Below are 22,509 nucleotides of genomic sequence, written 5' to 3' on the forward strand. Positions count from 1 at the left end.
CCCCGGATCACCGGGGAGCGGGGGCCGCCGGTCGTCGGACGGGCGCGGCGGCGGGGCTCACATCCGGCGGACGCGCAGCACACTGGTCAGCATCGGGAGGGTGAACTCGCCGGAGCCGGTCTCCGGTCGGTCGGCGAGATAGGCGTGGGTGGCGTCCAGCAGGGCCTTCCGCTCCTGCTCCGGCATGACCAGGACGCCCGCCTTCGTCGCGAGGGTGGCGGCGAGGGACTCCGCGGTCCGCTGCTGCCCGTGCGGGAACTCCGCCTGCTCCGGCGAGTCGAACCACGCGCCCCCGCCGGACCTGGGCAGGTGCATCCGCGCCGTCTCGGTGCGCCAGCCGGCGGGCACGTCGCGCGGACCGATGGCGGCGGGGCCGGTGACGCGGGCGAGGCCGGCCACCCAGTCGACTCCGTCGTCGAAGACGTTCCACAGTCCGGCCAGCACGCCGGCGGGCGCGAGGACCCGGGCGATCTCCGGGCCCGCGACGTCCATGTCGAACCAGTGCATGGCGTTGCCGGACACCACCGCGTCGACGGAGCCGTCCGCCAGCGGGATCGCCTCGGCGCTGCCCGCCAGCGCGCGCACGTCCGGCAGCGTGCCGCGCAGCTCGGCCAGCATCGCCGGGTCGGGTTCGACCGCCACGACGTCGTGGCCGAGCGCGACCAGCGTGGCGGTGAGCTTGCCCGTCCCGGCGCCGAGGTCGAGCACCCGCGGGCCCGGCGCGGTTTCGAGGGCCCAGCGCACGGCGGCCCGCGCGTAGTCCGGGCGGTGCTCGGCGTAGGCGACCGCCGCCCTTCCGAACGACGAGCTGTGCAGCCGCCGTTCGTCCTGTGCGGACGGCTGCCCGGTGCGCAGGTGGCCCGGTTCGGCGTCCTGGTGGTGCCCGGTGGTGCGGTCGGTCCCCGTCATCGAAGCTCCTTCGGATCGGCGGTCTGTGCCGGGTGGGGGCACAGCGCGCTGCGGCCGACCGGGGTCGACCCGACCCGGACGGCACGATGTATCGGTGCGATGTATCGAACCGATACATCGAGACCCTAGGCACCGGAGTGCCGCGGCACAAGGCCCACGTCCGCCGACCGGGGATCAGGACCGGTGCGCGGGCGGGTGGTCACGGAGCCCGGCGACGCCGGCCCGTGGGTGGTCGCTAGCCTGACGCGGTGACGATCGAACTGCGGATACTGTCCACCGTCTCCTGCCGGGGCGAGGAGGTCACCGCCCCCGGATTGCGGGGGCTGCTCGCGCTGTTGGCGCGGGAGGTGCGGGGCGGGTGCGGCCGGGGGAGCCTGCTGGACGGGCTGTGGCCGGAGGACGGGCCCGAGCGGCCGGAGAAGGCGCTGCAGGTGCTGGTGTCGCGGGCGCGGGCGAAGTTCGGGGCGGACCTGATCGTCAGCACGCCGACCGGGTACCGGCTGGGGCTCGGGGAGGAGCGGGTGGACGCCTCCGCCGTGCTGTTGCACGCCGCCGCCTGCGCCGAGAAGGCGCGGGCCGGGGACCACGCCGGGGCGCTCGCCGAGGCCGAGGCGGGGCTGGAGCTCTGGGAAGGCGAGAGCGGGCCCGCCGACCCCGACGGGACGGACCCGGCGTCCGCGCTGCGCGTCGAACGGGACCGTACCCGCCGGGCGTTGCGGCGTGGCCGGGCGCTCGCGCTGGCGCGCACCGGGCGGCACCCGGAGGCCGTCGAGGCGCTCGCCGGGGAGGCCGCCGGGCAGCCGAGGGACGAGGAGGTGCTGCTGGAACTGCTGCGCAGCGAGGCCCGGACGGCCGGGGCGGCGGCCGCGCTCGGCCGGTACGACCGCTACCGCCGCGGCCTGCGGGACACCCTGGGCGCCGACCCCGGCCCCGAACTGCGGCAACTGCACCAGGAGTTGCTGCGCGGCGAGGCGGCGCCGGTGCGGCGCGGGGTGCCGCACGAGCCGAACGCCCTGGTGGGCCGGGAAGCCGACCTCGCCGCGGTGGCGGAGCTGCTGGGCGCCGCCCGGGTGGTGTCGGTGGTCGGCCCCGGTGGGCTCGGCAAGACCCGGCTGGCCGCCGCCGTGGCACGCGCGGCGGAGCAGCGGGTGGTGCACCTGGTGCCGCTCGCCGCAGTGGCCGCCGACCAGGACGTGGCCGGGGCGGTCGCGGCCGCGCTCGGTACGGGGGACCGGGCGGGGATCGCCGGCGCCCTGGGCCCCGGGCCGGTGCTGCTGGTGCTGGACAACTGCGAGCAGGTGGTGCGCGGCGTCGCCGACCTGGTGCGGGCGCTGGTCGCCGCCCGCCCCGACCTGCGGGTGCTCACCACCAGCCGCACGCCGCTCGGGATCTCCGCCGAATCGCTGTACCTGCTCCCCGAGCTGGACCGGGCGGCCGCCGTCGAGCTGTTCGCCCAGCGGGCCCGCGCGGCCCGGCCCGACGTCGAGCTGCCCGCCGGTCCGGTCGCCGGGCTGTGCGCCCGGCTGGACGGGCTGCCGCTGGCGCTGGAGCTGGCCGCGGCCCGGGTGCGGGTGCTGACGGTGACCGGGATCGCCGACCGGCTGGCCGACCGCTTCGCCCTGCTGCGCGGCGGACCGCGCGACGCGCCGCAGCGCCACCGCACCCTGCAGGCCGTGGTCGACTGGAGCTGGAACCTGCTGGACCCGCCGGGCCGGGCCGCCCTGCGCGCGCTGTCCGTCTTCCCCGGGGGTTTCACCGCCGAGGCGGCGGAGCGGCTGCTCGGCGCCGCCGGCAGCACCGGTGCCGACGTCCTGGCCGTCCTGGAGGACCTGGTCGACCAGTCCCTGCTGCGCCTGGCCGACACCCCGAGCGGCGGACGGTTCCGGATGCTGGAGACGGTCCGCGAGTTCGGCGCGGCCGAGCGGACGAAGGCGGCGGAGGACGAGACCGTCACCGCCGGATTCCTCACCTGGGCACGGGAGTTCGGCATCGCCCACCACGACGGCCCGTTCGGCCCGGCGGCCGTGCCGCAGTGGCGGCTGGTCCGGGCCGAACAGGACAACCTGGTCCGCGCGCTGCGCCTGGCCCTCGCCGCCGGGGACGGGCCGACGGTCGCCGCCACCGCCGCCGTCCTCGCCGGGCTGTGGACCGCCGAGGGCAACTACGTCCGGCTGCTCGCCCTCGCCGAGGACACCGGCGGCCCGGTCTCCCGGCTGCGCCCCGGGCCCGAACTGCTGGAGCCGGTGCGCACCCTCACCGCGCTGAGCACCGTCAACACCCTGCTGGCCGCGGGCGGCGGGCTCGGCACCGGCACCGGCGCGCTGCGCCTGCTCGCCACCCTGCGCCGGCTGCCCCCGGCCGCGCCGGACACCCCGGTCCGGGCGATCGCCACCGTGATGGCGGCCGTCCCCGAGGTGCTGGGCTCCACGCCGGACGGTCCGGACAGCGCTCTGGACGGCCGCCCGGACGGTGGCGCGCTGGCAGTCCTGTGCGCCGCCCCGGAACCGCTGCTCGCCGGTGTGGCCGAGGCGGTGGCCGGCTACCGGTGGGAGCGCGCCCAGGAGACGGAGCGGGCGACCGCCTCGGCGCGGCGGACGCTGGCGGCCGTCGAGGCGCTGCCGGTGCCCTGGCTGCGGGTGCTCGCGCTCGCCCGCCTCGGCGAACTGCACCTGCAGGGCGAGCGCAGCGCCGAGGCGCTGCCGCTGCTGCGTGCGGCGATGGCCGAGCTGGACCGGCTCGGCGACTGGAGCGACATGCTGGGCCTGCGCTGGGGCATGGTGATCGGCAGTCTGCAGGCCGGGGACCCGGACGGTGCCGAACACTGGCTGGAGCTGGCGTTGCGGCACCGGCCGGCCGATGCCGTCGACCTGCTCACCCCCGAGCTGGGCGCCCGGGCGGAGATCGCCCTCGCCCGGGGCGAGGTGCGGACCGGGCTGGCGCTGTGGCGGCGGTCCGCCGCCATGGTCGCGCGTGCCGCGGAGCCGTCCGCGGAACTGCTCGCGTGTGCCGCGGAACTGCCCACGGAACTGCTCGCCCGCGGTGCGGAGCCGCCCGCGGTGCCCCTCCCCGACCCGTCCTGGGCGCTGGAGCTGGTGGCGGCCTGCGTGGCCGCGCACGCCCGGCACGGCGAGCCGGACCGGGTGGCCGCCCTGGCCGCCGGACTCCCGGAGCGGCTCGCCGAACTGCTCGACCGGCCGGCCGCCCTGGTGGAGGGCCCGCTCGCCGGGGCGCTGCTGCTGGCACTGGGCCTGGCGGCGCTGGACCGGGGCGCCCGCGACGGCGATCCCGAGCGGACCAGGGCGGGCGTGCGGCTGGTCGTGCTGGCCGAGCGGTTCCGCTGCCTGCGCAACTTCCGGCCGACCATGGGCTCGGCGGAGGCCCGGGCCGAGGCCGAGCGGGCCGACCCGGGGGAGTGCCGTCGGGCGATCGCCGAGTACGGGGCGGCGGACCGCACCGCCCTGGCGGCCGAGGCCCGCCGACTGGCGGGCGTCCGACCGTGCGGTCCGGACGCCTGAGACCCGGCCCGCCGCGACGGCAGCCGCTCAGAGCCGCACCGGCAGCCGCAGCAGGTGGAAGCCGTCGGCCGGCCAGTGGCCGAACTCCAGCTCGTCCCGGGCGACTCCCAGCGCCGCCTCCGGCCGCCGGATCACCACCTGCTCCAGCACCACCGAGGTGACCAGCCGGCCGAGGGCCGCGCCCAGGCAGTAGTGCGCGCCGTGGCCGAACGCCAGGTGGCCGTCACCGCGTCCGAACTCCCGGGTGATGTCGAGGCGTTCGGGCGCCTCGCCGTACTCCTGCGGGTCGTGGTCGGCGGCCAGCAGGGCGACGGTGACCGGGTCGCCGGCGCGCAGCGCCGTCCCGGCGAACTCGAAGTCCTCGGCCGCGTACAGGGTCGCGCCGATCCGGACCAGGGTGATGTGGCGCAGCAGTTCGGGGACGGCCCGCTCCAGCAGCTTCGGCTCGGCGCGCAGCCGGGCCAGCTGGTCGGGGTGGTCGAACAGGGCGAGCAGGCCGTGGGCGAGGAACAGGGCGGGCGGGGTGATGCCGGTGTTGATCAGCAGCACGACGATCGAGATCAGGTCGTCCTCGTCCAGCGGCTGCTCGCCCTCGCGGGTGTCGTGCACCAGGGCGGAGACGAGGTCCTCGGTGCGCTCGGAGCGGCGGCGGGCGACCAGTTCCCTGACGTGGTCGACGATGCCGACCAGGCCTTCGATCATCCGGCTGCCGTCGCCGTACGCGAAGTCGCGGATCCAGTCGCAGACCCGGGGCCGGTCGGCCTCCTCGACGCCGACCAGCTCGCAGACCAGGTGGGTGGTCAGCGGGTAGGCGAACTCGCCCAGGAGGTCGGCCGGTTCGTCCCGGGCGGCGAGGTCGGCCAGCAGCTCGTCGGCGGTGCGCTCGACGAAGCCGCGCAGGGCGGCGATCCGGCGGGCGGTGAAGGCGCGGGTCAGCGGCGCGCGGCGGCGGGCGTGCTCCTCGCCGTCGAACAGCGCGAGGTGGCCGGAGAGGTACTTGGCGTACTCGGCCGGGAAGCCGTCGAAGGCGGCGGCCATCAGTTCGTCCTGCGGGTCGGATTCTGTGCCGGCCGGGGTGGCGATGCCCGTGCGGTCCCGGACCAGCCGCGGTTCGGTGAGGGCGGCCTTGACGTCGGCGTAGCGGGTGACCAGCCGGACCGGGGTGTCCAGGCCGGGCAGGACGACCTGGGGCAGTTCGCGCTGTCCGCGGAAGCGGGCGTAGGCGCCGGCGGGGTTCTCGATGTCCTCGGGGGTGAGCCGGACGGGGGTGAGCCGGACGGGGGTGGTGGTCATGCCGGGTGCTCCTTCAGCGCTCTGCCGCCTCGTGGCGGGCTTTCCGATGGCCAGGAGCCTGCCGGGGTCCGCCTTCAACGCGGTTTCAGCACGGTTTCAGTCGCCTGGGGTCGCCCGGGGTCGGGCGGCGAGTCCGAGTACGGATCGAGCGGCAACGGATCGAGCAGTGGAATTGAACGCGTTCAGAAGGGTGGGCTAGGCTGGTTCCGAGGAACCGAGGCACGAGGGGGAGCCCATGAAGGTCGTCATTCCCGGCGGATCGGGTGCGCTCGGGGCGCTGCTCGACCGGAGCCTGACCGCCGCCGGACACGAGGTCGTCGTACTGAGCCGCAGGCCCGCCGGGCCCCGGCAGGTCGGCTGGGACGGGCGGACCCTCGGCACCTGGGCGGCGGAGATCGACGGCGCCGACGTCGTGCTCAACCTCGCCGGGAGCAGCATCAACTGCCGCTACACGGAGACGAACCGGCAGGAGATGATGGACTCCCGGGTGCGGTCGACCCGGGTCGTCGGCGAGGCCGTCGCGGCCGCCCGCCGCCCGCCCGCGTCCTGGCTCCAGATGAGCACCGCCACCGTCTACGCCCACCGCCACGACGCCCCCAACGACGAGCGGGACGGCCTGATCGGCGGCAGTGAGCCCGACGCCCCGCCCGCCTGGCGGCACAGCATCGACGTCGCCCGGGCCTGGGAGCGCACCCAGGCGGAGGCCGACACCCCGCACACCCGCCGGGTCGCGCTGCGCACCGCCGCCGTCCTCGGCCCCGAACGCGGCGGCTCCCTCGACGCGCTCTCCTGGCTGGCCCGGCTCGGCGCCGGCGGCCCCGTCGCGGGCGGCGCCCAGTACGTCTCCTGGATCCACGAGCGGGACTTCGCCCGCGCCGTCGAGTTCCTGATCGCCCGCGAGGACCTCACCGGCCCGGTCAACCTCGCCGCCCCGAACCCGCTGCCCCAGCGCGAGTTCATGCGCGAGCTGCGGGCCGCCTGGGGCATGCCGCTGGCCCTGCCCGCCACCCGCTGGATGGCCGAGCTGGGCGCCTTAGCGCTGCGCTCCGACACCGAGCTGCTGCTGAAGAGCAGGCGCGTCGTCCCGACCCGCCTGCTCGACGCCGGCTTCGCCTTCGACCACCCGAGCTGGCCGGAGGCCGCCCGCAACCTCGTCCGGCGGCTGCGCGGGCGGTAGCCGGCCGTCGAAGCGCGGCGCCGAGGCTTCGTCACGGGGCCGTCACAGCTCTCCGCCGACGCTTGCCCGGGCCCGGCGGCTCCCGGGAGCGTGGAGCCACACACCGGGGACAGCAGGGGGCGGGATGCGGACGGTACGGCTGGCGTTCATGCGGCAGTGGGGAGGCAACATCGGGATCGGCCTCGTGCTGGCCGTGGTGGCGATGCCCGCGCTGGTCGGATCCGGTGCCACCGGCCCGGGCGAGGCCACCCTGATCGGGGCGCTGATCGCCGTCGCGGTGGCCGTCGCGGTGCCGCACACCTGCTGGCTGCGGGAGGACGAGCAGGGCCTCACCCTGGTCCGGCTGCTGGTTCCGCGCCGCTACCCCTGGTCGGAGATCCGCGGCCTGGCCATGGAGTTCGGGGAGGAGGTCGAGACCAGCGGCCACCACGTCACCCTCCGGCTGCGCCTCGCGGACCCGCCGGGCCGGTTCTGGGGCCCGCAGCTCGGCCGGATCGGCGTCACCGGGGACGACCTGCCGCGCGGCACCGAACCGCGCGCCCTCGCCGAGCTGTTCGCCGTGTTCGGCCGGCGCGGACTCCCCGTCGACCGGCCGGAGTTCGCGAACGAGGTGCTCCACGTCCGCGGGCTGCCGCCGCTGCCGTCCCGGCCGGTGCGCACCGTGCCGGCCGGTCCGGTGCCCACGGCGGCCCAGGCCTACGCGGACGCCCCGGGCGTCGAGGAGGAGGAGAAGGACCTGGCCGCCCGCCGCAGCACCGCCAAGAGCCCGCCCCGCAAGCGGCGCGAGTACCTGCTGCGCACCGCCGCCCGGGCCGACCGCCTGGCGCTGGCGGACGGTGACGAGGACATGGGGCAGGTGGTGGGGGCATGGATCGCGGCCGGGCACCTGACCGAGCACGACGGCGTCACCGCCGACGGCGACGACGCGCGCGCATACGTCCGCCAGCAGTACCTGGACTGGCGCCGGACCTCCGCCCGAGTGCGGCGCGGAGAGCGAAGCAGATGATCCATGAGCATTTCTGACGATATGACATCCTGTGCGGACCCGGACCTCCGTGCGCGGGAGGCCGGCGTGCCCGGACGCGTGGGTACGAGTGCGAACGGCATGCTAGCTTCCCGGCATGGGGCGATGCAGGGCTCGTGGGGTGGCGGCACGGTCGGCGATCGAGGGGATGAGGGAGCTCGCGGGGGCGGGGCTGACGGCTTCGGAGGTCTTCCGGCGGGCGGATGAACTGCTGCGCCCGGTGCTGGAGTTCGACGCGGTGTGCTGGCACACCGCGGACCCCGCCACCGGGCTGGTGAACTCGGTGCAGAGCGAGGACCTCGCCCTCGACGAGTTCGAGCACGCCGTACGCCTCGAAGTGTGGGCGGACGACGTCGCGACCTTTCCCAAGATCCGGCGCAGCGGGGTGCACGCCGAGACGCTGAGCCGGGCGACCCGGGGGCGGATCGAGGAGAGCGTGCGGTTCCGGGAGCAGGTCGCGCCCGCCGGGTTCGGGGACGAGCTGCGGGCGGTGTTCGACGCGGCGGGCGGCATGTGGGGGTGCGCGGCCTTCCTGCGGGCCCCGGACCGCGGCCCCTACCTGGAGCGACACCGCGAGCTCGCCGACATCGCCGCCCGGCACCTGGGCCATGCGTTGAGGGCGTGCCACGTGCCGGCCGGGGTGCCGGTGGAGGCGGATCCCGGGCCGGCCGTGCTGGTGCTCGACCGCCGCAACCGGCTGCAGGCCCGGTCCGGGCCGGCCGAGGAACTGCTCGCCCGGCTGGCCGACCCCACTCCGAGCTCCCTCACCGTCCCGACCAGCGTGGCGATGGCCGCCGAGCATGCCCGCCGGACGGCGCACGGGCTGGCCGTACCGCAGCTCCCGGTGCGGGTGCGGACCAGGGACGAGCGGTGGTACCTGCTGCACGGGGCCGCACTGCGCGGTGGCGGGGCGGAGGACGCGGTGACGGTGGTGGCCTCGCTCGCCTCGCCGGCCGAGGTGATACCGCTCCACCTGGCCGCGTTCGGGCTGACCGCCCGTGAGCAGGAGGTGGCACTGCTGCTGGTGCGCGGCGGCGACACCCGGGACGTGTCCCGGCTGCTCGCGATGACGCCGTACACGGTGCAGGACCACCTGAAGTCGGTCTTCACCAAGACCGGCGTGGGCAGCCGCCAGGAGCTGATCGCTCGGATCATGCTCGGCGAGGGGCTCTGACCCGCGCCCCGGTCGAGTGCGCCCCGCCACGCGCCCCCCAGAAATCTGGGATGGAGGGGGCCCGCCGCGACCGTGAAGATTTCCTTCACGAGGTTCACGTCATGTACATGGCGTCTCGCAGCGCACCCCTTCCACCGGAGGAGCATGCTCATGAGTTCGCGCACCAGGCGCACCAGGCGCACCGTCGTCACCTCGGGGGTCGCCGCGCTCGTCGCGGTGACCGGACTCGGCCTCGGCGCCGCGCCCGCGCACGCCGATCCCGTACCGCCGACCATCACCTGCGACCCGGCCCGTGACGTCTACTGGGACGACATCGTCTCGGTCCGGGTCGAGCCGACCATCACCGACTTCCTCGCGGTCGCGATCGTCCCGGGCACCACGGGCAGCTACACCAAGACCCTCAGCGAGGTCACCTCGGTGAGCACCACGGTCAACTCCAGCGTCGAGATCGGCACCGAATTCAAGGCGATCTTCGCCAAGGTGAGCGTCAAGGTCGGATTCTCGGTGTCCGACTCCCAGTCGACCACCCGCACCACCACCATCAGCGAGACCGTGAACTTCAACAGCCCCGGCTACTACGGCCTCTACCGCGGCACCCGGAAGGTCACCGGTCAGTGGGTGCGCTACGTCTGTGCCCGCGCCGGCAGTACCGGCTACTGGATCAACACCAGCCCGAACGGCCCGGGCTCCTTCACCACCTTCGACGTCCCGGAGCTGGGCACCGTCTCCTGTGCCCACCCGGAGACCCCCGGTTCCCTGCGCGCGGCCGCCCGCGCGCGGCTCGTCTGCTGATGACCAGAACCACCGAACCCGTCCGGCCCGCCCACTGCGAAAGCGAGTCCACGATGCCCCACCCGCACCGTCAGCGCTCCCGCGCCCGCCGCCCGCTGAACGTCCTCGGCACGGTGGCCGCCGCCGGCGCCCTGCTGTTCACCGCCGCCCCCGTGGCCCTGGCCGCCCCCGCGTCGGCGGGCGCCCTCACCGGCGATCCGGCGAGCAGCTACTCCTGCGATCCCGGGCTCTACCGCATCAACACCGCCGGCAACAGCCGGCCGCTGACCGTCGCGCTCTCCTCCGGGAACCACGGCTCGATCATCCAGTACTTCTGGGGCAACGAGTCGAACCAGAAGTGGCGCGTCTGTCGCAAGCACACCTCCGACGGCAGCGATCTGGTGTACTTCCAGGACGCCTGGCGCGGCTGGTGCATGGCCGTCGACCGGTGGGGTACGGAGAGCGGCACCTGGATCCTCACGGTCGGCTGCGGCGACGACATCCCCGCGAACCAGTCGTTCCGGGTGGCGAAGGTGGCGGGCACCAACCTGATCGCGCTGCAGGCCCAGCACTCCGGCAAGTGGGTCGCCGCCTCGGACCACAGCGACGAGATCCGCCAGGTGGTCCAGGACGGCAAGCCGGACCTCTTCTACCTCCAGGCCGTCTGATCACCCGTCCGTGACACCGTCGGCGGGGCAGGCCGCTTCGACCCCGCAAGGGGCCGGACGGAACGGCCGCCCCGCCGACGAGCCGACCGTTCCGGACGGGGAGTCTCGCACCGCCGACGCCGAGCGGGGATTCTCGCACCGCCGCCGCCGAGCGGGGGAGAGGGCGACGCCGGGCGCCCGCGGCGCAGCCGCGAACCGCGCCGGTCCCGGCGTAGGGGCCTGCGCGTGCTGCGCCCTGTCATGTGCCGTAGGAACGTTCGACGCGGCGTCTACTGCGGGTCGGCGTTTGTCGCCCAGCTCCCCCGAGGCCGCCCCGGCGCGCTCCGGCCACCTCGTACGCTGGCGGCCGCCGATGCGAACGCATCGTGCGCACAAGGGGAGGAACTCGTGAAATCGCTCATGAGAAGGGCCCGTTGGCTGGGCGCGGCGGCCGGCGCGGGGCTGCTGCTGGCGCTCGTGCCCGGGGCCGCCGCCGCGGCGCAGCCGGCGACCGCCGGGGCCGTGGGGAGCGCCGTGACCGCCGGGACCGCCCGCACCGTCACCGTGGGGTGGTCGGCCCCGGTCGCCGCCGTCACCCCCGACGGTGCCAAGGCCTATGTCGGGGTCATCGACAACGACAGCGGCCGCACGACGGTCCTCAAGGTCGTCGACACCGCGACCGGTGCGATCACCACCCGACTCACCCTGTCCACGACCCCGTGGACCTACGTCGGCTCGCTGGCCGTCAGCCCGGACGGCACCCGGCTGTACGCGGCCGTCGGAACCTCCCGCCTGGTCACCGTCGACACCGCCGACGACACCGTCGTCGCCGACGTCCCGATCCCGGACCAGCCGCGCCCCGACGGGTACGTGCCCGGCACGGTCGGCTCCCTCGTGGTCGCCCCCGACGGCGCCGGCGTCTACCTAGCCCAGCGCGGGCCGCAGCAGCGCTACGGCGCCCGGCCGGGCCGCGTCCTCGCCTACTCCACCGCCGCCCGGGCGTTCACCGCCTCGCTCGACCTCGCCGACTTCGGTGTCGGCTCGATCGTCCTGCGCCCCAACGGCCAGGACGCCTACGTCACCACCGCGGCCGGCCTGGTCCACCTGGCCGCCACCCCCACCTCGCTCACCACCGTCCGAACCTTCACCGAGGGCCACGGGGCCGGCGGCAGCGCGGTCCTCAGCCCCGACGGCAGCACGCTGTACGGCATCGGCGGCTCCGATTCCGACTACATCGTCGACACCGCGACCGACACGGTCACCTCGGGCTTCCACTTCGCGCCGGGGCACGGATCCCTGCGGGCCCCCGTGATCAGCCCGGACGGGCGCCGCCTTTACGTGGTCAGCCAGAGCTCCGGCATCATGGGCCCGGGCACACCGTTCCCACCCGGCCCGTACTACTCCAGCGTGATCCTCTCCTACGACACCGAGGCCGGTGCCCTCGTCCCCGCCGAGGCCGCCTACCCGCCGAGCGTGGGACTGACCGCCACCCTGAGCCTCGGCCCCGACGGCCACACCCTCTACCTCGCCGGTGACATCTCCCCGACCGTCGGGGTGCGCGCCGGCCTCGACATCATCACCCGCTGACACCGCCGCGGCCCCGACGGGCCGGGAAGCAGAGGCACCCGACGACCCGGCGGGTGCCCGTTCCGGCCCGGCCGCCTACGCGCCGAGCAGGTCGTCCAGCACCCGGCCGAAGACCAGGCGCCCCGTCCGGGCGAGGACGGGATCGAGCAGTCGCGGCACGCCGGCGACCGTCAGCTCCTCCGTCCAGACCGCCGCACTGCCGCCGCCCACCGCCCGGACCCGCAGCTCGGCCCAGCCCCGCACCGGCCGGCCGCGTTTGACCAGCAGGCACCGCCCGTCCCGCCCCGGGCCGGGGGTGACCAGCCCGGTGAGCTCCATCGGGTCGTCGAAGCGCAGCGGTCCCAGGGCCGTCCGGGCCAGGACGACGTCGCCCGCCGCCCGGCCGGTGCCGCGCACCACGGAGACCCGGGTGAACGGCACCCGATCCCCGTGCCGGGACCAGGCCGTCAGCCGCTCCCAGCACTCGGCGGGCGGCAGCGGCGTACGGCGGATCAGGACGAAGCGGGCCACGGTCGTCACCCTAGCCGCGGCCGGCCCCGGGCCGCAGCGCGGCGGCTCCAGCGACGTCGCGGCGGCTCTAGCGACGCCGCGGCAGCTCGCCCAGCAGGCCCGCCACCGCGGCCAGGTCGCCGCCCCGGTCGAGCAGCACCACCAGCGGCGGGTGGTGCGCCGGCGCTCCCAGCCGGGCGATCTCGCACGCGGTGACCCCGAGCCCCGGCGGGGCGACCAGGGCGATCGGCGCGCGGGACTCCAGCAGCGGCCCGAGCACCGGGCGGTACGCGGTCGCGGGCGGGTCGCCCCCGGCGGGGCGCAGCACGCCGAGGGCCTGCGGGCCCGGCCAGCCGCGGGCGGCGCCGGGGTAGCGGGTGTGCGGGGCGCCGGTCGGGGGCAGCAGCAGGACCCAGCCCGCGCCCGGGCGGGCGGCCCGGCGCAGCATGTCCAGCCGAACCGCCGGGGCGGCCGGATCCCCGCCCGGGGAGCCGGTGTCCGCGGGCTCGCCCAGCCGGGGCGCCGGCCGGCCGGCCAGGGTGGTCCGCAGGACCTCGGTGGTGCCCAGCCCGCTCGGCAGGTCCGGGAAGGAGCGCAGCAGGTGGGTGCTCTGGTCGAGCAGCTCGGCGGCGTCCCGGTCGGCGAGCAGGGCGCGGTCGTGGGTGGTGGTGAGGACCAGCCCGCCGGTGGCGTCGTAGTGGGCGGCGAGCGTGATCGGGTAGGAGGTGAGGGTGCCGGCCGGGACGGGGCTCTCCACGTGGATGCCGTGCGCGGCCAGGTCGGTCTCCAGCCGCAGGTGGTGCGCCGTGGCGGGCCGGTGCTCCAGCACGACCAGGGAGTTCGGCCGCTGCCCGCGCGCGCCGGGTGTCCAGCGGTGGGCCTGGCCGGGTGCGACCCACTCGTAGGCCGCGAGGTCGAGCACCCCGTCGCGCAGCGCCGCGAGCAGCTGCGGCACGGTGGTGCCCGGCTGCACCCGGACGGAGATCGGCAGCGGGTTGCGCAGGGCGCCGGGCAGCCGGTCGATGCCGTCCAGCGGGATGCCCCGGCCGGAGACCGTCACCGCGAAGCCGACCCGTACCGCCCGGGCCGGGCGGCGGGGCCGGTCGCTCTGCTCGGCGCGGTACAGCAGCAGCGCCCAGGCCGCCTGGAGCGCGCTGCTCTCGCCCGCGCCCCAGGCGGCCGCCCAGCCGCGCAGCCGGACCGCCTCGTACGGGGTGAGGCGGCGCCGGGCCCGGCCGCTGCCGCGCCGGTGCGGATCGGGGGCGAGCGGCAGGACGGGGGTGGCGGGCGGCCGGGTGGACCAGAACTGCCGTGCGGCGTCGGTGCCGCGGCCGGCCAGCCAGCGGGCGTGGTCGCGCAGGTCGGGGCGGCGCTCGCCGCCGGGCAGGACGCCGCCGGTCAGGTAGGCGCGGTAGAAGGACTGGAGCAGCAGCCGCACGCTCCAGCCGTCCAGCATCGCGTGGTGATAGGTGAGCAGCACCCTGGTGGCGGGGCCGTCCTCGGCGTGCGGCGGGTCGTCGACGAGGGTGGCGCGCAGCAGGGCGGGGCGGCGCAGGTCGAAGCCGCGCCGGCGGTCCGCGGCGAGCAGGTCCTTCCAGTCGGTGGCGTCGTGCCGGTGCCGGGTCACCTCGGGGGCGGCGTGCTCGTGCAGCACCATCCAGGGGTCGTCGGTGCCGTCCTCGTCCCAGTCGAAGGCGGCGCGCAGCACCGTCTCGTGGTCGAAGACGGACTGCCAGGCCGCGGTGAAGCGTTCGGTGTCCAGTGGCCCGTGCCAGTGCCAGGACAGCTGCTCGACGTGCCGCCCGGCGGGCTCGGCCGCGTCGATGACCTGGCGCAGCAGCTCCCGCTGGAGCGCGCTGGTCGGTACGGTGACCGGCTCCGGCGGGTGCGCCAGCGCCTCGCGCAGTTCCTCCAGCACCCCGGCGGCGCGTGCGGGCGGGCCGGACGCGATGCCGACGAACAGCCGCCGGCCGCCGCCCGGGGCACTGCCGTGGCCGGCGTCCTCGACCAGCACCGCCCGCAGCCGGGGACCGGCGGCCAGGCTGCGCCCGAGGTCGGCGAGCAGCTGGTCGAGCGCCTCCGGGCCGTCCACCGTCCGCTGCCACAACAGTTCCGTCGCGGGCCCGGCGGAGTCCTCGGCGGCGACGGTCCGCAGCGCGGCGCGCAGGGCCTGCGCCGGGTACGTCCGGTGCAGCTGGACCAGGACGAACTCCGGTGCCCGGCCGCGCCGTTGGGCGGTCTGCCGGGGCCGGGCGGCGGTTCCGGCCAGCGCGGCGCGCACCGCCCCCGCGTCCAGCGGCCCGGGCGGACGGCCGACGGGCAGGCAGGGCGCTGGGGCGCCGGTCACCCGCAAGGTGACGGGTGCGCTGGAGAACTGACGGTTCGTCATGGCTGATCAGCGGGCACCGGAGCCCTCATCCTTCCCGTGGGCCGGCCAGGATCGCGCCGGGGGTTACTGGGTGGCGAGCCCGCCGCAGACGTTCAGCGCCTGGGCGGTGATGCTGGCCGCGGTGGGGCTGGTGAGGTAGCCGGCCAGCGAGGCGACCTCCTCGGGCGTGGTGTAGCGGCCGAGCGGGATGTGCGTCGTGAAGTGCTGGTGGATGGTCTCGGGGGTGGTGTTGTAGGCGGTCGCGTACTCGTGGTGGATCCTGGCGGTGTGCGGGGTCTGGACGTAGCCCGGGCAGATGGCGTTGACGGTGGTGCCGGTCGGTGCCAGCTCCTTGGCCAGCGCCCGGGTGAAGCCGATCACGGCGTGCTTGCTCGCGGTGTACGGGGCGCCCAGGGTGACGGCCTGCTTCCCGGCGGTGGACGCGATGTTGATGATCCGCGGGTGCGTGGTGGTGGTGATGTGGCCGTGCCGGAGGGTCTCCCGGGTGACCAGGAAGACGGCGTTCAGGTTGGTGTCGATGACGTCGTACCAGAGGTCGTCGGTGGTGGTGGCGGTCGGGCCGCCGCCGGTGCGGCCGGCGTTGTTGACCAGGACGCTGATCGGGCCGTGCTCGGCCACCGCGTGCCGGATCAGTTCGCCGACCTGGGTGGGGTCGCGGACGTCGCAGGTGAGGCCGTGGGCCTGGTGGCCCTCGTCGCGCAGGGTGGCGAGGGCCTGGTCGATGTCCTTGGCGGTGCGGGCGCAGATGAAGACACGGTGGCCGCGGCTGCCGAGTTCGCGGGCGATGGCGAGGCCGATGCCGCGGGTACCGCCGGTGATCAGGGCGAGGGGTTTCTCGGGTGCGGTGGTCATGACGCGTCCTGTGGGTGAGGGCTGGGAGAGGTCTGTGGGGACGGCCGTCCGGACGGGGCTCAGGCCGAGTACAGGTTGTAGGTGGTCGGGTGGGCCGTGGTGGGTGTGTTGAGGGTGGGGTCCAGGGTGAGGATCGCGTGCTGGAGGTGCTGGAGGTGCGGGGAGGGCTGGATGCCGAGTTCGCTGGTCAGCCGGTGCCGCAGGTGGTGGTAGGTGGTCAGGGCGCTGGTCTGCCGGCCGGCCCGGTAGAGCGCGACCATGGCCTGGGCGTGCAGGCCCTCGTGGTGCGGGTGCTGGTGGGTGAGGTGGGTGAGCTCGGGGATCAGCTCGTTGTGCCGGCCGAGCCGCAGGTCGGTGTCGATGCGGCGTTCCAGGGTGACCAGCCGGCTCTCCTCCAGCCGCATGATCTCGATGGTGAGGATCGGGCCGGGCCGGACGTCGACCAGGGCGGGTCCGTGCCAGAGGGCGAGGGCCTGGCGGAAGTGGGTGGCGGCCTGGTGGTCCTGGCCGTGGTTGAAGGCGTGCTGGCCCTGGGTGGTCAGCAGGTTGTAGGTGTGGACGTCCAGGTTGTCCGGGTGGGTGGTGAGCTGGTAGCCGCCGTGCCGGGTGGTGAGGATGTCCTTGGCGGTGGTGTGCGGGGTCGGCCCGAGGGCCTGGGTGATCCGGCGGCGCAGTTGCAGGATGTACGTCTGCATGGTGGTGAGCGCCTGTCTGGGAGGGTCGTCGCCCCAGATCTCCTCGATCAGGGTGGCCGTCGGCAGGATCCGGTTCGGGTAGAGCGCCAGGAGGGCGAGGATCTGGCGTTGCTTGGCGGCGGTGGGGACGACGGAGATGCCGTTGAGGTCGGCGGTGAGGGGGCCGAGGACCCTGAGGTGCATGGCGGTTCTCCTCTCGTGCGGGGGTCGGGGACTCGGGGGTCGGGGACTCGTGGAGCCGGTGACGTGTGAAGGCGGGGACTCGTTGCCGCGGGGACCCGTGGTGCGTGGACCCGGTGGAGGGAGCGGTGCGCCGCGGGGACGGCAACCTCGTTCGTGCGGAAGGGCGTTCGAGTCAGCGGGATGGTGGGGTGGACGCGTCGCACCCTAGTTGCGCCCGGCGGCGGTGGCCGGATTCCTCAAGTGCCCGTCGAGCGGGGTTCCGGGCGCTCTGGTGGCGGCTTCCGGCGGACGGCAGCGGCGGGGGGGGACAGGGGGGAGGGGGGGGGGGGGGCGCCCCGGGGGGGGGGCCCCCCCCCCGCCGCGAGTGGAACCGGGGGCTACTTCCTGCGCAGGTCGCCCGAGAAGCCGCCGACCAGCAGGTGCAGGCTGCCGTCCGGATTGCGGGTGTACACCTGGTCGTACGGGACGGCGGCGCAGCCGCTGAGCGTGCTCATCGGGGCGGTGCGCAGCACCACCCGGTCCGCGGTGGCCTGGACCAGGTTGGCGGTCGCGTCGCAGTAGCGGGTGCCCGCTCCCTCGTTGTTGTGGATCTGCGCGACCGGGTCGTTGGTCCGGCCCTGGGCGATGGTGATCGAGAAGTCCGGCTTGACGAGGGTCTGTTGGCTGCCCAGGTCGCCCTGCCAGGAGCCGAGGAAAGCGGCCGGGATCTCGCCGCCCGGCGTCGGGGCGGCGGAGGTGGCGGCGGGCGGGGTGCTGCCGGTGCCGTTGCCGCCGGTGCCGTTGTCGCGCACGGCCAGGGCCACCGCGGTGCCGGCCGCCGCGACGGCCAGGACGGCGGCGACCAGCAGCACGCCGGGGCCGGGCCGGCCGCGGGTCGGCTGCGGCGGGGGCGCGTACGGGGGCCGGTACGGCGGGGGCCGCGTCGGGGAGTACGGCGTCGGCGTGCCCGGGGGCTCGGGCGTGGGCGTTCCGGGGGCCGGCGTCCCCGGGGTCGGCGGTGCGGCGTGCCACGGCTCCGCCGGGCCGAACTGCCCGGTGGGAGCGCCGGGTCGGGCCGGAGAGTCACTGTCCAGGTCCAGCAGTTCGACCGCGAGCGCGGCCAGCGCGGCGGCGATCGCGGGCGGCAGCCACTCCCGTCGCTCCAGCCGCTCGCCCGCCGTCGGGTCGGCGGCCGTCAGCCGCTCGCGCAGTTGGGCGGGAGTGGGCCGGCGGGCCGGGTCCTTGGCCAGGCATGCCGTCAGCAGGGCGTGCAACTCCCGGTCGGACACGTCGAGTTCCGGCTCCTCGTGAAGGACCCGGTAGAGCAGGACGGGCGCGCTCACCCCCGAGCCGAACGGCGCGGTGCCGGTGGCGGCATGGGCGAGTACGGCGCCGAGCGAGAAGACGTCCGAGGCGGGCCCGGCGCTGCGCCCCTCGGCCTGCTCGGGGGAGAGGTAGCCCGGGGAGCCGACCACGAAGCCGGACCGGGTGAGCGCGGTCGCCGCGTCCAGTGCCCGGGTGATCCCGAAGTCGATCAGGCGCGGGCCGTCCAGCGCCAGCAGCACGTTCGACGGCTTGACGTCCCGGTGCACCAGCCCCTGGGCGTGCACGGCCTGCAGTGCCTCGGCGAGCCCCGCCCCGAGCGAGCGGACGGCGGCGACGGGCAGCGGGCCGAACTCCCGTACGGCGGCGGCCAGCGAGGGCCCGGCGACGTACCCGGTGGCCACCCAGGGCTGGGCGCCCTCGGTGTCCGCGTCCAGCACCGGGGCCGTCCAGCGGCCGCCGACCCGTCGGGCGGCGGCCACCTCGTTGCGGAACCGCACCCGGAACTCCCGGTCCGCCGCGAACTGTTCGTGCACCAGCTTGACCGCCACCGTGCGGCCGCCCGCCGTCCGGCCCAGGTAGACCCGGCCCATTCCGCCCGCACCGAGTCTCCGCAGCAGGCGGTACTCGCCCACCTGCCGGGGATCCCCGTCCCCCAGTGCCTCCACGCCGACTCTCCCCTCGCCGCGCCCGTCCGTACTCCACGCCAGACGGTACCGCCGGGACGGGCGGTTCCGGTTCGGGCCGATGGCCGCGGAACGGGTGCGGGTCTGCGGGTGGCCGGGGCCGACTCAGCTCCGGGCGGCTCCACTGGACGCCTTGCCGGAGGCATCGGCCTGGGTTCGGCTCGCGGCGGCCTCGCCGTCGGGCGTGCCCTGTCCGTTCGCGCTGTGCCCGTTCGCCTCGTGGGCGCCGTGCCCGTTCCGGTCGGCGAGCGAGGCCGGCCCCGGCAGGTGCGCCTGGTGGTCCGGCGGGTAGAACTGCCGGGCCCAGTGCCGCATCGCGCCGATCGGCCCGTCGCCCTGGGCGAGCCGGGGCGGGGAGACGTACCGCTTGGTGGACCAGATCGGGAAGTCCGCCGAGGTGAACTCCAGGTTGCGCCGGAACATCGGGCCCGCCAGCAGCCTGGTCACCACCCGGCTGACCGTCCGGGCGACGGCCGGCGGCAGCCCGGAGGGCTCCGCCATCACGAAGCGGCTCGCCTGCCGCAGCTGCATCCGGCCGGGGGCGACCTGGGTGGCCATGACCAGCGAGCAGATCTCCAGGCCGAGCGAGGGCGTGTGGACGTCGGTGTGCAGGGCGGCGAGGCCGTACCCGTCCACCTCGACGTGGACCTCGCGCATCCCGAGGAGCGGGAAGGTCTCCCGGACCAGCATCGAGATGTGGAAGCCGGTGCCGTCGAACTCCACCGGTGCCGCCAGCTCGCCCTCGGGCCAGCCGTGCAGGGTGACGAAGTGGCCGAGGTCGAAGGAGTTCTCCATGACGTCCTGGGCGTAGCCGGGCATCTCGAAGGAGGCGTGCCGCAGCGGCTGCCGTCCGTCGCCGAGCCGGTGCCAGGCGGGGATCTCCCAGTCCGGCTCCCGGCCGTCGTGGTGGCGCCAGACGAAGACCGCCTCGTTCACCTCGCGCACCGGCAGCTGCGTCAGCGTGGCCTTGGGCGTCTGGGTGCCGTACCCGGTGCGTACGCAGTGGCCGTCGGCGTCGAAGGCGAAGCGGTGGAACGGGCAGACCAGGTCGTTGCCCTCGACCGCGGCCAGGCCGAGGTGGGCGCCCAGGTGCGGGCAGTACGGGCGGATCGCGCGGAGGCGGCCGTTGCGCAGCCGGTACAGCACGACGTCCTCGCCCGCGAGCTGGCGGGTGAGCACGGTGCCGGGCTTGAGCTCGGCGGAGAAGGCGAGTGCGGACCAGCCGTCGGGATAGGGCAGCGCCGGTGGCAGGGCGACGTCGGCCGCGGTCGGGCGGTTGCTGACGGGGTGGACGTGCTTGGACACGCGCATGAAGTCTCCTGTCGGTCTGTCCGGCGCCGCCCCTCCCAGGCGATTAGCGCTCGAACAGAATGGAATTCAGATGCTATCCACGGAACGGGAGCCGGTGCACGGACAATCTCCCTAAGCAGCAACAAGTCTGATGATCCGTCAGGTATGGGCGTTCAAGGATTCGACAGGTTCCGGGCGCCCGCTCGGTTCGGGGGGCGGGCGTGTTCGAGCACCTCGGCGGGGATCCGGTGGCGAGCGGGGGCCTCGCAGGGGCCGAGCGGGTCGAACGGGGAGGCGGACGGCGCCCGGGCCGGAGGCGGGCCGTCGGCACCGGGCGGCATCCCTTCGGGCCCGTACCTCTGGACGATCGGTGCCGGCGACGGATTCCGCGGTCCCGGGACCGGCGCTTTCATTTCCGGCCACTCCGCGATTTCCCCGCCGGCCCGTTTCCGGACGCCGTGCGCGGCGCTTCCCGCCGCGCGGTCGAAGAAGGGTCGAGAGGCGCTGGAAAGAGCTTTCAGGCGGGGGTGCGGTGTGTTGTGGTGGGTGCCGGGGAGCCCGGGCCGCGGGTGGCTCGACGACCGGGGGCGGGCGGAGCACCGCTGGTCGGTGGCGCATCGGTGGCGTAGACGCTCGCGCATGGAGCTGAGAGCGGCGGCTATGGATCGTCCGGGCAGGGCGGATTTGAATGGTGCCACGACGACGAACCGATCGGGCGCAACCGGCGCCTTCGAGGATCGGTCTCCGGTGATTCCTCCGAGTCTTGGAATGAGGGTGTTCGTGATGGCTGGTGTGGTGGATCTCGCGGTCGAGTCCGGTGTGGTGCTGGTGGTCGGTGGGACGGGGAAGACGGGTCGTCGGGTGGCGGACCGGTTGGCGGCGCGGGGTTTCGGGGTGCGGGTGGGGTCGCGTTCGGGTGCGGTGCCGTTCGACTGGCACGACGAGGGGACGTGGGAGGGGGCGTTGGAGGGGGTGAGTGCGGCGTATCTGACGTACTACCCGGATCTGGCGTTCCCGGGTGCGGTGGAGGCGGTGGGGGCGTTCTCGCGGCTGGCGGCGGAGCGTGGGGTGGGTCGGTTGGTGCTGTTGTCGGGGCGTGGTGAGGAGGCCGCGGAGGCGGGGGAGAAGGCGGTGATGGAGTCGGGGGCCGCGTGGACGGTGGTGCGGTGCGCGTGGTTCAACCAGAACTTCAGTGAGTCGTTCTTCCTGGAGCCGGTGCTGGCGGGGGAGTTGGCGTTGCCGGTGGGTGGTGCGGTGGAGCCGTTCGTGGACGTGGAGGACATCGCGGACGTGGCGGTGGCGGCGTTGACGGAGGCGGGGCACGCGGGGGAGGTGTACGAGTTGACGGGGCCGCGGCTGCTGTCGTTCGCGGACGTGGCGGTGGAGTTGTCGGGGGCGACGGGGCGTGAGGTGCGGTTCGAGGCGGTGTCGGAGGAGGAGTACCGGGGGGTGCTGGAGGCGGCGGGGCTGCCGGCGGACTTCGCGGAGCTGTTCTCGGTGATCCTGGACGGCCGCAACGCCTCGCTGGGCGACGGTGTGCGGCGGGCGCTGGGGCGTGAGCCGCGGGACTTCGCCGACTACGCCCGCGAGGCCGCCGCCTCCGGCGTGTGGAACGCGTGAGCCGACCCGTCCGGGCGGCTCCGACCGGCCGCCTGCGGGCGGGCGTTGGTCGATAATCCGAACGGACTCTGGAGGTCTGGTCATGACGGACGGTACGACGATCTGGTCGACCGAGCACGGGCTCCGCGCCCTGCCCGAGCAGCTCAAGGGCTTCGGCCTGATGCACGTCGCGATGCGCCGGGACGCGGCACGGCTGACCGCCGTGGCGCAGCGCGGCACGGCGGGCTCCTCCGCGGCGCTCGCGGAGTGGTTCGGGCGGCTGCGCTCGGTGATCGACTGGCACCACCACAGCGAGGACGAGATCCTCTGGCCATACCTGCGCGGGCGGGTGGCGGGCTTCGACGGCAGCGGGGTCCTGGAGGAGGACCACGAGGCGCTGGACGCCTCGATGCGGCGGGTGGCCGGGGTGCTGGGCTCCGGCCTGCGGGCCGAACTCCCCGAGGCGGCCCGGGCGTTCGAGAGCCTGGTGCGCGAGCACCTGCGGCACGAGGAGCCGGTGGTCTTCCCGGCGCTGGCCGGCCTGCCGGTGGACGAGTACCTGCGGGTCGAGCGCCGGATCATCGGGAGCGCGCCGACCCAGGTGATGACCTACCTCCAGCCCTGGATGTTCGACGGCGCGGACGCGGCCTCGGTCCGGGCGGTCTCGGCGACCATCCCGGCCCCGGTGCGGCTGCTCGGGCGGACGGTCCTGGACCGGCGGTACCGGCGCGGCCTGGACCCGGTGCTCTGAGGAGACCAGGAACCTCGCCCCCCGGCCCCGGCCCCGGGCGCGGCGCCGCGGCACGCGGCACGCGGCACGCGACACGTGCCCTGCCGGGGAACGGGGTTCCGGTTGTCGCGGTTTCGTTGCGCGGCCCGCCGCACGGTGGGCGGTGTCGAGTGTTCCACGTTCGCCGGCGCCGCACC

General features: G+C 75.4%; 17 protein-coding genes. 9 read left to right on the plus strand and 8 right to left on the minus strand.

What is annotated here, in order from left to right; translation table 11 throughout:
* Window positions 1-57: 57 nt before the first annotated feature.
* Window positions 58-909, minus strand: a complete 852-nt coding sequence (locus tag ACFVGO_RS35245; RefSeq protein WP_380354060.1) for a class I SAM-dependent methyltransferase — start codon at window positions 907-909, stop codon at window positions 58-60.
* Between the two features lie 248 nt (window positions 910-1,157).
* Between ACFVGO_RS35245 and ACFVGO_RS35250 the strand changes: the two genes are divergently transcribed.
* Window positions 1,158-4,424 (plus strand): ATP-binding protein, encoded by a 3,267-nt coding sequence (locus tag ACFVGO_RS35250; protein ID WP_380636200.1) that lies wholly within the window; start codon window positions 1,158-1,160, stop codon window positions 4,422-4,424.
* 27 nt (window positions 4,425-4,451) lie between these two features.
* Here ACFVGO_RS35250 and ACFVGO_RS35255 read toward each other — a convergent pair whose 3' ends face one another.
* The gene (locus ACFVGO_RS35255) at window positions 4,452-5,717 is read right to left on the minus strand and encodes a cytochrome P450 (protein ID WP_380636202.1); all 1,266 of its coding nucleotides are present in this window, start codon (window positions 5,715-5,717) and stop codon (window positions 4,452-4,454) included.
* A 235-nt stretch (window positions 5,718-5,952) separates the two neighbouring features.
* Here ACFVGO_RS35255 and ACFVGO_RS35260 point away from each other — a divergent pair, with 235 nt between their 5' ends.
* The 6 genes from ACFVGO_RS35260 to ACFVGO_RS35285 all read left to right on the plus strand — a co-directional run bounded on the left by ACFVGO_RS35260 (window position 5,953) and on the right by ACFVGO_RS35285 (window position 12,097).
* Window positions 5,953-6,894 (plus strand): TIGR01777 family oxidoreductase, encoded by a 942-nt coding sequence (locus ACFVGO_RS35260; protein WP_380636203.1) that lies wholly within the window; start codon window positions 5,953-5,955, stop codon window positions 6,892-6,894.
* A 124-nt stretch (window positions 6,895-7,018) separates the two neighbouring features.
* Window positions 7,019-7,900, plus strand: coding sequence for a hypothetical protein (locus tag ACFVGO_RS35265; RefSeq protein ID WP_359913680.1), 882 nt, complete (start codon window positions 7,019-7,021; stop codon window positions 7,898-7,900).
* Between the two features lie 166 nt (window positions 7,901-8,066).
* On the plus strand, window positions 8,067-9,092 hold the full coding sequence (locus ACFVGO_RS35270) for a LuxR C-terminal-related transcriptional regulator (RefSeq protein ID WP_380636205.1): 1,026 nt from the start codon (window positions 8,067-8,069) through the stop codon (window positions 9,090-9,092).
* 150 nt (window positions 9,093-9,242) lie between these two features.
* Window positions 9,243-9,884, plus strand: a complete 642-nt coding sequence (locus ACFVGO_RS35275) for a hypothetical protein (protein ID WP_380636207.1) — start codon at window positions 9,243-9,245, stop codon at window positions 9,882-9,884.
* Window positions 9,884-10,531: an RICIN domain-containing protein gene (locus ACFVGO_RS35280; RefSeq protein WP_380354039.1), complete on the plus strand. Its 648-nt coding sequence runs from the start codon at window positions 9,884-9,886 to the stop codon at window positions 10,529-10,531. The genes ACFVGO_RS35275 and ACFVGO_RS35280 overlap by 1 nt, the downstream gene beginning before the upstream one ends.
* A 399-nt stretch (window positions 10,532-10,930) precedes the next feature.
* Window positions 10,931-12,097 carry a YncE family protein gene (locus ACFVGO_RS35285; protein WP_359913692.1) on the plus strand — a complete coding sequence of 389 codons (1,167 nt, stop codon included), beginning with the start codon at window positions 10,931-10,933 and terminating at the stop codon, window positions 12,095-12,097.
* Between the two features lie 75 nt (window positions 12,098-12,172).
* Here the strand turns inward: ACFVGO_RS35285 and ACFVGO_RS35290 are convergent, their stop codons facing one another.
* From ACFVGO_RS35290 to ACFVGO_RS35315, 6 genes are all read right to left on the minus strand, one after another.
* A complete protein-coding gene (locus tag ACFVGO_RS35290; protein WP_380636208.1) occupies window positions 12,173-12,607 on the minus strand; it encodes an SRPBCC family protein in 435 nt (144 codons plus the stop codon).
* A 67-nt stretch (window positions 12,608-12,674) separates the two neighbouring features.
* On the minus strand, window positions 12,675-14,975 hold the full coding sequence (locus tag ACFVGO_RS35295; protein WP_380636210.1) for a condensation domain-containing protein: 2,301 nt from the start codon (window positions 14,973-14,975) through the stop codon (window positions 12,675-12,677).
* Between the two features lie 63 nt (window positions 14,976-15,038).
* The gene (fabG, locus tag ACFVGO_RS35300; RefSeq protein ID WP_359913699.1) at window positions 15,039-15,827 is read right to left on the minus strand and encodes a 3-oxoacyl-ACP reductase FabG; all 789 of its coding nucleotides are present in this window, start codon (window positions 15,825-15,827) and stop codon (window positions 15,039-15,041) included.
* Between the two features lie 59 nt (window positions 15,828-15,886).
* Window positions 15,887-16,705: an AfsR/SARP family transcriptional regulator gene (locus tag ACFVGO_RS35305; RefSeq protein ID WP_359913702.1), complete on the minus strand. Its 819-nt coding sequence runs from the start codon at window positions 16,703-16,705 to the stop codon at window positions 15,887-15,889.
* Window positions 16,706-17,082: 377 nt separating this feature from the next.
* Complete coding sequence (locus ACFVGO_RS35310) at window positions 17,083-18,675, minus strand: serine/threonine-protein kinase (protein ID WP_380636212.1); 1,593 nt, start codon at window positions 18,673-18,675, stop codon at window positions 17,083-17,085.
* A 123-nt stretch (window positions 18,676-18,798) separates the two neighbouring features.
* A complete protein-coding gene (locus tag ACFVGO_RS35315; RefSeq protein WP_380636214.1) occupies window positions 18,799-20,004 on the minus strand; it encodes a Rieske 2Fe-2S domain-containing protein in 1,206 nt (401 codons plus the stop codon).
* Between the two features lie 762 nt (window positions 20,005-20,766).
* Here ACFVGO_RS35315 and ACFVGO_RS35320 point away from each other — a divergent pair.
* Complete coding sequence (locus tag ACFVGO_RS35320) at window positions 20,767-21,603, plus strand: NmrA family transcriptional regulator (RefSeq protein ID WP_380636226.1); 837 nt, start codon at window positions 20,767-20,769, stop codon at window positions 21,601-21,603.
* 82 nt (window positions 21,604-21,685) lie between these two features.
* The gene (locus ACFVGO_RS35325) at window positions 21,686-22,333 is read left to right on the plus strand and encodes a hemerythrin domain-containing protein (RefSeq protein WP_359915177.1); all 648 of its coding nucleotides are present in this window, start codon (window positions 21,686-21,688) and stop codon (window positions 22,331-22,333) included.
* Window positions 22,334-22,509 lie beyond the last annotated feature (176 nt).

Origin of the sequence: Kitasatospora sp. NPDC057738, assembly GCF_042798815.1 — a bacterium.
Classification (GTDB): domain Bacteria; phylum Actinomycetota; class Actinomycetes; order Streptomycetales; family Streptomycetaceae; genus Kitasatospora; species Kitasatospora lactacystinica.